The sequence below is a fragment of the Bradyrhizobium sp. genome (genome assembly GCF_022844465.1).
Lineage (GTDB): Bacteria > Pseudomonadota > Alphaproteobacteria > Rhizobiales > Xanthobacteraceae > Bradyrhizobium.
Genome location: NZ_JALHLP010000021.1, coordinates 59,397 through 71,038, shown reverse-complemented (window position 1 = coordinate 71,038; position 11,642 = coordinate 59,397). Strand labels below are relative to the sequence as shown.

At 65.1% G+C, this 11,642-nt stretch carries 14 protein-coding genes; 7 read left to right on the top strand and 7 right to left on the bottom strand.

The window, feature by feature from the left end; translation table 11 throughout:
- Both Q0D31_RS21820 and Q0D31_RS21815 read right to left on the bottom strand, forming a co-directional pair.
- A partial coding sequence (locus Q0D31_RS21820; RefSeq protein ID WP_291855937.1) for a 50S ribosomal protein L25/general stress protein Ctc occupies window positions 1–654 on the bottom strand: 654 nt, incomplete at its 3' end.
- A 189-nt stretch (window positions 655–843) separates the two neighbouring features.
- Window positions 844–1,137: an accessory factor UbiK family protein gene (locus Q0D31_RS21815; RefSeq protein ID WP_291855934.1), complete on the bottom strand. Its 294-nt coding sequence runs from the start codon at window positions 1,135–1,137 to the stop codon at window positions 844–846.
- A 171-nt stretch (window positions 1,138–1,308) separates the two neighbouring features.
- On the opposite strand from Q0D31_RS21815, the gene Q0D31_RS21810 reads away from it, so the two are divergent.
- The 7 genes from Q0D31_RS21810 to Q0D31_RS21780 all read left to right on the top strand — a co-directional run bounded on the left by Q0D31_RS21810 (window position 1,309) and on the right by Q0D31_RS21780 (window position 7,171).
- The gene (locus tag Q0D31_RS21810; RefSeq protein ID WP_291855932.1) at window positions 1,309–2,043 is read left to right on the top strand and encodes a dienelactone hydrolase family protein; all 735 of its coding nucleotides are present in this window, start codon (window positions 1,309–1,311) and stop codon (window positions 2,041–2,043) included.
- A gap of 13 nt (window positions 2,044–2,056) precedes the next feature.
- Window positions 2,057–2,551, top strand: a complete 495-nt coding sequence (locus Q0D31_RS21805) for a GNAT family N-acetyltransferase (protein ID WP_291855930.1) — start codon at window positions 2,057–2,059, stop codon at window positions 2,549–2,551.
- The gene (gene lgt, locus Q0D31_RS21800) at window positions 2,551–3,405 is read left to right on the top strand and encodes a prolipoprotein diacylglyceryl transferase (protein WP_291855927.1); all 855 of its coding nucleotides are present in this window, start codon (window positions 2,551–2,553) and stop codon (window positions 3,403–3,405) included. The genes Q0D31_RS21805 and lgt overlap by 1 nt, the downstream gene beginning before the upstream one ends.
- A complete protein-coding gene (locus tag Q0D31_RS21795; RefSeq protein WP_291855925.1) occupies window positions 3,402–4,547 on the top strand; it encodes a class I SAM-dependent methyltransferase in 1,146 nt (381 codons plus the stop codon). The genes lgt and Q0D31_RS21795 overlap by 4 nt, the downstream gene beginning before the upstream one ends.
- Window positions 4,544–5,308, top strand: a complete 765-nt coding sequence (gene pgeF / locus Q0D31_RS21790) for a peptidoglycan editing factor PgeF (RefSeq protein WP_291855923.1) — start codon at window positions 4,544–4,546, stop codon at window positions 5,306–5,308. Before Q0D31_RS21795 ends, pgeF begins: the two co-directional genes overlap by 4 nt.
- Before the next feature lie 120 nt (window positions 5,309–5,428).
- Window positions 5,429–6,046 (top strand): hypothetical protein, encoded by a 618-nt coding sequence (locus Q0D31_RS21785; RefSeq protein WP_291855921.1) that lies wholly within the window; start codon window positions 5,429–5,431, stop codon window positions 6,044–6,046.
- A 171-nt stretch (window positions 6,047–6,217) separates the two neighbouring features.
- Complete coding sequence (locus Q0D31_RS21780) at window positions 6,218–7,171, top strand: ribose-phosphate pyrophosphokinase (protein WP_291855950.1); 954 nt, start codon at window positions 6,218–6,220, stop codon at window positions 7,169–7,171.
- 101 nt (window positions 7,172–7,272) lie between these two features.
- Here the strand turns inward: Q0D31_RS21780 and Q0D31_RS21775 are convergent, their stop codons facing one another.
- The 5 genes from Q0D31_RS21775 to Q0D31_RS21755 form a co-directional block, all read right to left on the bottom strand.
- Window positions 7,273–8,082: an SDR family oxidoreductase gene (locus Q0D31_RS21775; protein WP_291855919.1), complete on the bottom strand. Its 810-nt coding sequence runs from the start codon at window positions 8,080–8,082 to the stop codon at window positions 7,273–7,275.
- 68 nt (window positions 8,083–8,150) lie between these two features.
- The gene (locus Q0D31_RS21770; protein ID WP_291855917.1) at window positions 8,151–8,612 is read right to left on the bottom strand and encodes a carbon monoxide dehydrogenase subunit G; all 462 of its coding nucleotides are present in this window, start codon (window positions 8,610–8,612) and stop codon (window positions 8,151–8,153) included.
- Window positions 8,603–9,457 (bottom strand): XdhC/CoxI family protein, encoded by an 855-nt coding sequence (locus tag Q0D31_RS21765; protein ID WP_291855915.1) that lies wholly within the window; start codon window positions 9,455–9,457, stop codon window positions 8,603–8,605. Before Q0D31_RS21765 ends, Q0D31_RS21770 begins: the two co-directional genes overlap by 10 nt.
- An 11-nt stretch (window positions 9,458–9,468) precedes the next feature.
- Window positions 9,469–10,671 (bottom strand): VWA domain-containing protein, encoded by a 1,203-nt coding sequence (locus tag Q0D31_RS21760; RefSeq protein WP_291855913.1) that lies wholly within the window; start codon window positions 10,669–10,671, stop codon window positions 9,469–9,471.
- A complete protein-coding gene (locus Q0D31_RS21755) occupies window positions 10,668–11,540 on the bottom strand; it encodes a MoxR family ATPase (RefSeq protein ID WP_291855911.1) in 873 nt (290 codons plus the stop codon). Before Q0D31_RS21755 ends, Q0D31_RS21760 begins: the two co-directional genes overlap by 4 nt.
- Between the last annotated feature and the right edge of the window lie 102 nt (window positions 11,541–11,642).

The following is an 11,642-nucleotide window of genomic DNA, read 5'->3' as shown; positions in this document are numbered from 1 at the left end:
GCCCGCCGCCGGCGCCGCGGCGGCACCCGCCGCCGGAGCCGCGGTGCCAGCAGCCGCCGCAGCAGCCGCAGCCTTTTGTTCTTCGGCGTAGCCTGACGGCGGCACGATGGTCACCAGCGTCGCATCTTCACGCGACAGCGATTTCACGTTGGCCGGCAACTGGATGTCGGACAGATGCAGCGAGTGGCTGATCTCGAGCCCGCTGGCGTCGGCCTCGATGTACGGTGGAATGTTGTCGACCGAGCATTCGATGTCGATGGTGTGGGTGACGATGTTGACCGTTCCGCCGCGCTTGACGCCGGGCGAGGTGTCGCCGTTCACGACGCGCAGGGGCACGCTGACGCGGATGGTCGCGCCTTCGCCGAGCCGCATGAAATCGACATGCAGGGGGAAGTCGCGCACCGGATCGAGGTGGAAGTCGCGCGGAATCACGCGGTGCTTCTTGCCCTCGAGGTCGATGTCGTAGATCGTGGTCAGGAACCGGCCGGCCAGGATGCGCTGGCGCAGTTCGGCGTCGTCGACCGAGATGGTGACGGGGGGCAGGTTGTTGCCATAAATCACTCCGGGCACTCTCCCGGCGCGACGCTCTGCCCGGGCGGCCCCCTTGCCGCTCTGCGGACGCGCGGTCGCCTTCAATTCCTTGACGGTCGCCATCGTGCTAAGTCCTTGTTTTCCAAAAAAGTTAAAGGCCGCATCGCGGCCCGTTTTCGTCCCACAGCAAGCCTCCAGGGGTGCGGGGGCTGCGGACGTGGCGGGCTTTTAGCCCTAACCGGAAGAAATGACAAGGAATTGCGGCGGATTGTTCGCGGCCGCCGCGCCCCCCGTGATCGGTGGATTCGAGCCCTACACGTCCGTTTTCGGGCTGCCGGCGTCGGGCGCCGAAGGCGAAATCCCGAGCTTGGCTTCCAGCACGGCAATCCGGGATTTCAGCGCCTCGTTCTCCTCGCGCGCCAGCCGGGCCATGTCCTTGACCGCGTCGAACTCCTCGCGCTTGACGATATCGAGGTCGCGCAGGATGCGTTCGGCCTGGTTGCGCACCACCGAATCGACCTCGCGCTTGACGCCCTGGGCGGCGCCGGCGGCGTCGTTCATCAAGCGGCCGATCTCGTCGAAAAACCGGTTGCTGGTCTGGGTCATCTGAAACGCTCCACTCGCTGCCAGTTGAAGGTCACCGACAATGACAATGGCGATCCTGGACGCCTCGTTCAAGCCCGTCAGACTCCGTCTGCCTTGTCAGGCCGGCCTTTCCTTGCAATCGTGCCGGGCGTCAGACCCGCAACCAGAAATCACAAAGCAAGAAGAAACGCCATGATCGACCAGCAGATCGACATCCCGACCAAGGACGGCAAGACCACCACCTTCATCACCCATCCGGAACGCGGCGGACCGTTTCCGCTCATCATCCTCTACATGGACGCGCCGGCAATCCGCGAGGAACTGCGCGACATGGCCCGGCGGCTCGGCACGTCGGGCTATTACGTGATGCTGCCCAACATGTACTACCGCTCGGGCGTCATGGAGATCGGCCCGATACCGCCTGATCCGGACGCGCCGGAGCGCAAGCGGATGTTCGGCTTCATGAACTCCCTCAACATTCCCATGGTGATGGAAGACACCAAGGCGCTGCTCGCCTCCGCCGAGACGCAAAAAGCGGCCAATACGAAGATTGTCGGTACCGTCGGCTACTGCATGAGCGGCCGCTACGCGGTCAACGCGGCGACGCATTTCCCGGACCGGGTCAAGGCCGCCGCTTCGATCTACGGCACCCATCTGGCGACCGACCAGCCCGACAGCCCGCATCTGGCGGCGAACAAGACCAGGGCCGAACTCTATTTCGCCTGCGCCGAGACCGACATCTACGCGCCGCAGGAGATCATCGACAAGGTGGCGGCGGGCATGAAGGGATCGAACAACGAGGTCGAGGTCTATCCCGGCACCCACCACGGCTTCGCCTTCCCGAAGCGGCCGGTCTACAACCGCGACGCCGCCGAGCGGCACTGGGAGCGGCTGCTGGCGCTCTACCGCCGCAACCTCGTCACCTGACCGCAGGGTTCCGATGGCTGACATCCGAATCAGGGATTATAAAAGCACGGATGCGGAAGCCCTGAACCGGATCGCGGTGTCGGCCTTCGAGCAGTTCCGCGACCACTACCATGACTGGCCGGCGATGCTCGCCGGCCTGTCGAAAACCTCGGCGCTCGGCGCCACAGGAGAGGTCATCATTGCCGAACTCCAACGCAGTATCGCAGGCGCGGTCGCCTATTTCGGGCCGGACAGGCCAAAGGCGCCGTTCTTCGACCAACGCTGGCCCATCATCCGCATGCTGGTGGTCGATCCCGCGTTTCGGGGCAAGGGGATCGGGCGGGTCTTGAGCAACGAATGCATCGCGAGGGCAAAACGCGACGGACTGCCGATCATTGCGCTCCACACCAGTCCGATCATGACGGTCGCCTTGCCCATGTATCTCAGGATGGGATTCACCAAGGCCTATGATGCCCCACCGATCTTCGGCGCGCCGTATGCCGTTTACACGAAAACGCTACAAACCTGATGCCCGTTCTCACCATCGCCTTTCCAGTGTTTGACCCGATCGCCATCTCGATCGGGCCGATCGCGATCCGCTGGTACGCGTTGGCTTATATCGGCGGCATCGTGCTCGGGTGGATCTATGCCCGCGCGCTGATCAAGAGCGAGCGGTTGTGGGGCGGGCCGGCGCCGATCACGCCGCTGCAGCTCGACGACTTCATTCTCTGGGTCACCATCGGCATCATCATCGGCGGCCGCACCGGCTACGTGATGTTCTACAATCCCGCCTACTTCGTCCAGCATCCGGTCGATGCCCTCAAACTCTGGGAAGGCGGCATGTCGTTTCATGGCGGCTTCCTCGGCTGCGTCGCGGCAGTGATGCTGTTCTGCCGCAAGAACCAGCTGCCGATCCTGTCGCTCGGCGACATCACCACCGCGGTTGCACCGATAGGGATATTTCTCGGCCGGCTCGCCAACTTCATCAACAGCGAGCTGTGGGGCCGCGCGGCAGATGCCAGCGTGCCCTGGGCGATGGTGTTCCCCAATGGCGGGCCGCTGCCGCGGCACCCCAGCCAGCTCTACGAGGCCGCGCTCGAAGGCATCCTGCTGTTTGCGGTGCTGGCGGTCATGGTCCGCATGGGCGCGCTGAAGCGGCCGGGGCTGATCCTCGGCAGCTTCAGCGCCATCTACGGCCTTGCACGCATCGCCGGCGAATTCTTCCGCGAACCCGATCCGCAGCTCGGCTTCCTGTGGGGCGGGCTGACCATGGGCATGTTGCTGTCGGTGCCGATGATCCTGGCCGGAGCCATCCTTATTGTGGCGGCATGGCGCCAAGGCGCGCGCGAGCGTATACAAGGGGCAGCTCAAGGCAGGCCGTGACTGAATTTTCGCCGCTGGAATTGGAGATCAGGAGGCTGATCAGATCGTCGGGACCGATGCCGGTCTGGCGATACATGGAGCTGTGCCTGGCTCATCCACAGCACGGCTACTATCTGTCGCGCGATCCACTCGGCCGCGAGGGCGATTTCACTACCGCGCCCGAGGTCAGCCAGATGTTTGGCGAGCTGCTCGGATTGTGGGCGGCGTCGGTCTGGAAGGCGATCGGCGCGCCTCCAATGCTGCGGCTGGTCGAACTCGGTCCCGGGCGCGGCACCATGATGGCGGATGCGCTGCGCGCGCTTAGGGTGCTGCCGCCGATCTTTCAGGCGCTCAATGTCCATTTGATCGAGATCAATCCGATGCTGCGCGAGAAGCAGCGGGCGACGCTGGCCGGCGTTCGCAAGATTTCCTGGCATCGCAGTATCGACGAAGTGCCCGAGGGCCCTTCCATCATCTTCGCCAACGAGTATTTCGACGTGCTGCCGGTCCATCAGGTGGTCAAGCTCGAAACCGGCTGGCATGAACGCGTGGTCACCATCGATGAAAATGACAAGCTGACGTTCGATGTCGACTTCGAACCGATGCCACGCTTCGAAGTGCTGCTGCCGCCGGCGGTGCGCGCCGCCCCGCCCGGCGCGGTGTTCGAATGGCGGCCGGACACTGAGATCATGAAGATCGCGACGCGCGTCCGCGATCAGGACGGCGCGGCGCTGATCATCGATTACGGCCATCAGCGCAGCGACACCGGCGACACCTTCCAGGCCATCGCCCGCCACAGCTTCGCCGACCCCTTGAAGAATCCGGGCCAGGCCGACGTCACCGCCCATGTCGACTTCCAGGCGCTGGGGCGCGCGGCCGAAGACGTTGGCGCGCGCGTCCACGGCCCGGTGACGCAGGGCGACTTCCTCAAGCGGCTCGGCATCGAGACCCGGGCCACGACGCTGATGGGAAAAGCCACACCGGAGGTTTCCGCCGACATTGCCGGTGCGCTGAAGCGGCTGACCGACAGCGGTCGCGGCGGCATGGGCTCGATGTTCAAGGCGCTCGCCGTCACCGAGCCGCATCTCGCCTCGGTGGCGGGCTTCGGCGAGGAACCGCCGGCGTCAGCAGCCGCGGCAGCGGCGGGGACAGAGGCGCCATGACGTTCGAATCTTCGCTGCTGGCCGGCGTTCCCGGCCTGCGCCACGCCTTCTTCAGCCGCGAGGGCGGCGTCTCCAGCGGAATTTACCAGGGCCTCAACGGCGGCATCGGATCGAACGATGACCCCGCCGATGTCGCAGAAAATCGTCGGCGGATGGCCGAGCAGATCGGCGTCACGCCCGAGCATTTTCTCAACGTGCACCAGGTTCACTCGCCCGACGCCGTCGTGGTGACCGGACCCTGGCAGGGCGGGTCGCGGCCCCGCGCCGACGCCCTCGTCACCCGCACCGAGGGCCTCGCCATCGGCGTCACCGCGGCCGATTGCGGCCCGATCCTGTTCGCCGACGCGACTGCACGCGTTATCGGCGCCGCCCATGCCGGCTGGAAAGGCGCGCTGGCGGGCGTGCTTGAATCCACCATCGAGGCGATGGAAAGCCTCGGCGCCGACCGCGCCGGCATGGTTGCTGCGATCGGGCCGATGATTCGCCAGGCTTCCTACGAAGTCGGCGGCGAATTCGTCGAACGCTTCATCGACGCCGACGCCGGCAACGCCGCATTCTTCATTCCCTCTGTCCGCCGGGATCGGGCGATGTTCGACCTCGCCGGTTTCATCCGGATGCGGCTTGAGAATGCCGGCATACTGATGATTGACGACATCGGCGCCGACACCTATGCGGACCAGCGCTTCTACAGCTATCGCCGCTCGGTGCACCGGAACGAGCCGGACTACGGCCGGCACGTTCACGCCATCGTACTGGAATAGTGACTGGCTGAAGGGAGCACTCAGCTGAAACGATACCCTTGAAGCGTTGCTTGGCGAATTCGCGCGCCTTCGCTTCACTCCCCTAGACCTTAACGGATTTTAACGATATCGCAGGGAGCAATGAGGAACACCGACCTAGCTCCGTGCCTGCGGGCTTCGCGCGCGATCATCACGGCGGCGCTGCTTGCGGCTACCTCCGCGCTCGGCGGCTGCGCCGGCGGCGGAACGGGCAGCGGCTCACTTGCGATGGCTCCCGGCCGCAGCGGTCCCACCATCGCCTTCGAGTCGATCGACGGTCCGCCGCCGCAGGTATTCGACCGCATGGTCGGGGTGCTCGACAGCGAAGCCAAGCTGCGCAACCTGTCGATCGTGTCGCGCGAGGGCGGCGCCTCCTACCGCGTGCGCGGCTACCTCTCGGCGCAGGTGGTTCGCGGCAAGACCGTCATCGCCTGGGTCTGGGACGTCTACGACAACAACCAGCAGCGCGCATTGCGCCTTTCCGGCGAAGAGCCGGCCGGCAAGGCCGTGCGCGACGCGTGGGCCGCGGCCGACGACCTCGTGCTGCGCAAGATCGCGCAATCCGGCCTGAGCGGTTTGTCGGGCTTGGTTAACGGCACCCCGGATATGGCCCCCGCATCGGGGCCGGACCGGCGCGGTCCGACGGTGGCGAGTGCAGACGGCGCCGCGCCCGCCCAGAACCTTCCGAGCGTCGCCGCGCTCGGCTTCGGCGCCCGATAATGCGGCCCTCAAAAGCCCTGTAACGGCCTATTTTTGGCCGGGAAAACGGCGGCAATGGGTTGCCAGCCGCGCCCCCCGCCTGATATCTCCTCGGCCACCGAAACGCGCCGGTTCCGAGGATATCTCGATATGCTGAACGTCGTATCCAGCAAGGCGCGGGGAGACGCGTCGATGGCGGCCAAGAACGGCTCGATCAAGCTGGTCGCCGGCAATTCAAATCCCGTGCTGGCGCAGGAAATCGCCAGTTGGCTGCATTTGCCGTTGACCAAGGCCAGCGTCCGCCGGTTTGCCGACAACGAGATTTTCGTCGAGGTTTTGGAGAACGTGCGTGGCTCGGATGTCTACATCATCCAATCGACGTCGTTTCCGGCCAACGACCATCTGATGGAATTGCTGATCATCACCGATGCGCTGCGCCGCTCGTCCGCGCGCCGCATCACCGCTGTCATTCCCTATTTCGGCTACGCCCGGCAGGACCGCAAGGTCGGCTCGCGCGCACCGATATCAGCCAAGCTGGTCGCCAACCTGATCACCCATGCCGGCGTCGACCGCGTGATGACGCTCGACCTTCATGCCGGCCAGATTCAGGGCTTCTTCGACATCCCGACCGACAACCTCTTCGCCTCGCCGGTGATGGTGCGCGACATCAAGGAGCGCTTCGATCTCGGCAATGTCATGGTGGTGTCGCCCGACGTCGGCGGCGTGGTCCGCGCGCGCGGGCTGGCCAAGCGCATCAATACGCCGCTTGCCATCATCGACAAGCGCCGCGAGCGCGCCGGCGATTCCGAAGTCATGAACTTGATCGGCGATGTCGCCGGCTACACCTGCATCCTGATCGACGACATCGTGGATTCCGGCGGCACGCTGGTGAACGCCGCCGATGCGCTGCTCGCCAATGGCGCCAAGGATGTCTACGCTTACATCTCCCATGGCGTGCTGTCGGGCGGCGCGGCAACGCGTATCGCCGGCTCGCGGCTGAAGGAACTCGTCATCACCGACTCCATCCTGCCGACGGACGCGGTCAACAAGGCCGCCAATATCCGCACGCTGTCGATCGCCCCGCTGATTGCAGAAGCGATCAGCCGCACCGCGTCGGAAGAATCAGTGTCGAGTCTGTTCGACTGAGTTGGCTTGGTGGTGGGCTAAGCGCAAGCGTTCCCACCATTCACGATGACGCTCGCGGATAGATGTTGGGCACGCTTCGCTTTGCGCACCCTACAGTCGCCTCATTCAAACCCCGGCCGCGGCACCAGATTCATCAGCATGTTGGCGTAGCCGCCATCGACCATGATCTCCTCGCCATTGACATAGGCCGACCTTTCGCTGGCGAGAAACAGGAGGGCATCGGCGATGTCCTGCGGCATCCCGATCCGCCGCGAAGGCACCACCGCGGCGCGCCGCTCGGTGATCCCCGGCGTATCGTAAAACGCCTGGCTCATCGGCGTGATCACCATGCCGGGACTGACGACGTTGCTGCGGATGCCATGCGGGCCCCATTCGTTCGCGAGCTGCCGCGAGAGCATGATGACGCCGGCCTTGCTGACACTGTAGGCGCCGCTCTGGCCTTGCGCGTTGCTGCCGGCGATCGACGACACGTGAACCAGGCTGCCGCGGCGATGGCCGCGCATCTGCCGGCCGAAAATCTGCGCGCAAAGGAAGTAGCCGGTCAGGTTGACGGCCAGAACCGCGTTCCACTCGGCGAGCGACAAGCTATCAAGACCGCCGGGGCGCAACACGGCGGCGGTATTCACCAGCACCTGGCAAGGCCCCAGCGATTTTTCGATCGTCTCGGATGCGGCGGTGACGCTCTCGACGCTCGTGGTGTCGCAGCGGCTGACGACATGGCCTCCGCCGAGCTTGGCGAGCTCCACGCGCGTCGCCTCAAGGCCGTTTTCGTCAACGTCGAGGGCCGCGACGCGGGCGCCAGCCTGGGCAAAGCTGATGGCCGTAGCGCGACCGATACCGCCGCCCCCGCCCGTCACCACGCAGACGCGGTCCGAAAGGCCAAGCCAGTCCGATGAATCCTGCCCGGTCATGCACAATAACTCCTGGATAGTCGACGTTACCGGGAGCATAGCTGAAGCATGTCGGGAACGAGAGCGATTTAGACGCGGGCCTCAACCGCTTTTCCGACGACCTCGCTGAAAGAGGCAAAGAACAGGCCGGCGAGTTTCCTGGCGGTGGAATCGAGCAGGCGCGCGCCGAGTTGGGCAAGCTTGCCGCCGATCTGCACGTCAACATCGTAATGAAGCACTGTGACATCGGCCCCCTCCGCTTCCAGGCGCACCGCGGCACCGCCCTTGGCAAAGCCGGCGACGCCGCCGGACCCCTCGCCTGAAATCCTATAGCTGTTCGGCGGATCGAGATCGGACAACGTCACCTTGCCGCCGAAGGTCGCCTTCACCGGCCCGACCTTGAAGACGACGGTCGCGGTCATCTCGGTCGGCGAGGACATGTCGAGCGACTGACAGCCGGGAATGCATTGTTTCAAAATCTCGGGATCGTTGAGCGCAGCCCAGACCTTTTCCTTGGGGGCTGGAATACGCTGGCTTTCATTCATCCGCATGGTAGGTCCTTGTCTGTTTGCAACGGACGGGCCGCGCGCTGGCCACGGCGGCGTTCGGCAGTGATTTCCGCGAGAATCGACATCGCGATCTCCTCCGGCGTGATCGCGCCGAGATCGAGTCCGGCCGGAGCCTTGACGCGATCGAGCGCCTGGCGCGCGATGCCGTCGGCGACAAGCTTTTCGCGCAGCGCCGTCATCTTGCGGCGGCTGCCAACGAAAGCGTGATACTCGGCGGCAACGGCCATGGCCTGCTTGAGCGCGGTTTCATCGCCCTTGCCCTGGGTCGAGACCACGACAAAGCGGCGCGCGTCGTTGAGGTAGCGCGGTTCGAAGCCGTCGATGACGACATGCGCATCGGGCTCGCCGGCGCGATCGGCCGCAGGCGCGGCCAGCGTAACATGATAGCCGAGCTGCCGGGCCTGCGCGGCGAGCGAGATCGCGACAGGGCTTGCGCCGAAGATCACCAGCGACGGATGCGGCAGCACAGGCTCGACGAAGATGTCCATGGTGCCCTTGCTTGGGCACATGTTGCTGGCGAAGCGGATACCTTCGCGATTCTCTCCCGGTTGGACGCCAAGCTCGGCCAGCATGTCTTCCGGCTGCACCGACACCATGCGCGGCTCACCATCGGCCAGCGCTTCGCGCGCTGCTTTCAGCACCGCGCCGCGGGCGCAACCGCCGCCGATCCAGCCCGCGATGATCGTGCCATCCGGCCTGATAATCGCCTTGGCGCCAGCCTTCGCCGCGGTCACCGATACCGTGCGAACCACCGTGGCCAGCGCGAACGCCTGCTCGGCGGATTTCATCTGCGCCACCAGTTCCAATACCTCGACATGCGTCGTCATCGATCGCTCCATCAGAGCTTGGCCAGATAGGGTTCGAGCGCGGTCAGGCTCTTCAACGTATTGGCCGGCGCGTAGAGATCGACATGCGGCAGCGCCGCCTTGATGCCCTTGGCCTCCGGCGAATAGCCTTGCCACGCCATCATCGGGTTGAGCCAGACGATACGGCGGCAGCGGCGGCCGAGCGCCGCCATTTCGCGCCCGAGCAGCGCGGCGTCCCCGGTCTCGTAGCCGTCGGACACGATCATCACGACGGTGCGCGAATGGATCACCCGCGCGGCGTGCCAGCGATTAAACGTCTGCAGGCTCTCGCCGATCCGGGTGCCGCCGCCCGCGCCCTGCGCCATGATCGAGAGCCGGTCGAGCGCGCGCGCAGCGTCCTTCTCCTTCATCGCGTCGGAGACATGGGCGAGCCTGGTGTGGAACAGGAAGGCCTCGGCCTCGCGAAACTCATCCAGGATGCCGTGGATGAACCGCAGGAACACGCCGGTGTACATGCTCATGGATCCGGAGGCGTCGAGCAGCATGACCAGCCGCATGGGTTTTTCCTTGCGCCGCCGCTTGACGAGGTCGATCGGGACGCCGCCATGGCTGATATTGCCGTGGATGGTCCGGCGCAGATCCAGCCGATAGCCGCGCCGCCGCGCCAGATCGCGCCGCGTCAGCCGCGTGCGCATCGCCAGCGCCAGCCGCGCAGCCGCTTCGTGCGCCTGCGCGATCTGCGCGGGATCGGCCAGCCTGCGGAAATCCACTTCCGCCAGATTGTCGGCAAGTGAGGCCCCTTCCATGCGGCCTTCGCCGCCGCGATCGGCGCCGCCATCCTCGGGGGACGGAACCTGATCCGCTGCCGTCTGGCCACTGTCGCGTCGACCATCCGCCAAGGTTTTGAGCGAAGGATTGTTCGCAGCCTTTGAAGAGGCCGTGGTGATCGACCGCGAGCGCACGCGCTTGTCGAGCCAGAACGCATCGAATATGCCGTCGAATTTTTCCCAGTCGGATTTGCGAGCCGACAGCAGATGCTTGAACGCCGAACGCAACAAGCCCGGTTGGGCCGCGTAGCCGGCCGTCATCAGTTCCGCCGCGTCCCGGCCTTCGGCGAGGCCTACGGTGAATCCGCTGTCTCGCAAGGTTCTGAGAAACGCCGCGAGCCGGGACGAGACGAGGCGCGAGACTTCGTCAAGCGATCCGTACCCAGGGCTGGCGCCGCAACAGCTCATGCGACCTTTCCCAGCAGGCGTTCGCTGACCTCGCGCGTGAGCCGCGACTTGTCCTCATGGGTCTTGAGCAGGCACATTAAGGTCTCGTGGACCGTTTCGGGCGCGCCATGCAGATCGCGGACATCGAGGCCGACCAACGCTGCCGCCCAATCCAGCGTCTCCGCGACTCCAGGTATCTTGCGCAATTCCTCCTTGCGGATGGCCTCGACCATGCGCGCGATCTGCAGCGACAGCGACGCGCTGGCGCCTTCGACCCGCGCCATGATGATGCGCGCCTCGCGATCGACATCGGGATAGCCGACATAGTGGTAGAGGCAGCGGCGGCGCAGCGCGTCGGAAAGTTCGCGGGTGCCGTTCGAGGTCAGGACGACGTGCGGGATCGTGGTGGCGGTGATGGTGCCAAGTTCGGGGATCGAGACCTGGAAGTCGGACAGCAATTCGAGCAGAAACGCCTCGAATTCGTCGTCGGCGCGGTCGATCTCGTCGATGAGAAGCACCGGCGGCGTTGCGCGTCGGATCGCGGCGAGCAACGGCCGCTCCAACAGGTACTTTTCCGAAAAGATCTGTTCTTCGACCTCATCGGGATCATCGCCGCGATGAGCCTGGATCGAGAGCAATTGGCGCTGGTAGTTCCACTCGTACAGGGCCGCCGATTGATCGAGCCCCTCATAGCATTGCAGGCGAATCAGTTCGGTCGCGTGCGCACGGGACAGCGCCTTGGCCACTTCGGTCTTGCCGACGCCCGCCTCGCCTTCCAGCAGCAGCGGGCGCCGCAGCAGTTGCATCAGCGAGATCGCGGTCGCCAGTTCGCCGTCGGCGATATAGCCCGACGCCGCCAGCGCTTGCGCGATCTCGTCACGATTTCTCATGCTGTCTCCGTCATTCCGGGACGCCTAGAAGAGGCGAACCCGGAATCTCGAGATTCTCAGGTGCGCAATTGCGCACAGTAGTTCGATGCTGGGCATCGCCCC

Coding starts and splice junctions, on each gene's coding strand:
- Q0D31_RS21785 (WP_291855921.1), top strand. CDS start 5,429: ATGAGGAACACCGACCTAGCTCCGTGCCTGCGGGCTTCGCGCGCGATC.
- Q0D31_RS21775 (WP_291855919.1), bottom strand. CDS start 8,082: ATGACCGGGCAGGATTCATCGGACTGGCTTGGCCTTTCGGACCGCGTC.
- Q0D31_RS21770 (WP_291855917.1), bottom strand. CDS start 8,612: ATGCGGATGAATGAAAGCCAGCGTATTCCAGCCCCCAAGGAAAAGGTC.
- Q0D31_RS21755 (WP_291855911.1), bottom strand. CDS start 11,540: ATGAGAAATCGTGACGAGATCGCGCAAGCGCTGGCGGCGTCGGGCTAT.
- Q0D31_RS21780 (WP_291855950.1), top strand. CDS start 6,218: ATGGCGGCCAAGAACGGCTCGATCAAGCTGGTCGCCGGCAATTCAAAT.
- Q0D31_RS21760 (WP_291855913.1), bottom strand. CDS start 10,671: ATGAGCTGTTGCGGCGCCAGCCCTGGGTACGGATCGCTTGACGAAGTC.
- Q0D31_RS21810 (WP_291855932.1), top strand. CDS start 1,309: ATGATCGACCAGCAGATCGACATCCCGACCAAGGACGGCAAGACCACC.
- pgeF (WP_291855923.1), top strand. CDS start 4,544: ATGACGTTCGAATCTTCGCTGCTGGCCGGCGTTCCCGGCCTGCGCCAC.
- Q0D31_RS21815 (WP_291855934.1), bottom strand. CDS start 1,137: ATGACCCAGACCAGCAACCGGTTTTTCGACGAGATCGGCCGCTTGATG.
- Q0D31_RS21765 (WP_291855915.1), bottom strand. CDS start 9,457: ATGACGACGCATGTCGAGGTATTGGAACTGGTGGCGCAGATGAAATCC.
- lgt (WP_291855927.1), top strand. CDS start 2,551: ATGCCCGTTCTCACCATCGCCTTTCCAGTGTTTGACCCGATCGCCATC.
- Q0D31_RS21805 (WP_291855930.1), top strand. CDS start 2,057: ATGGCTGACATCCGAATCAGGGATTATAAAAGCACGGATGCGGAAGCC.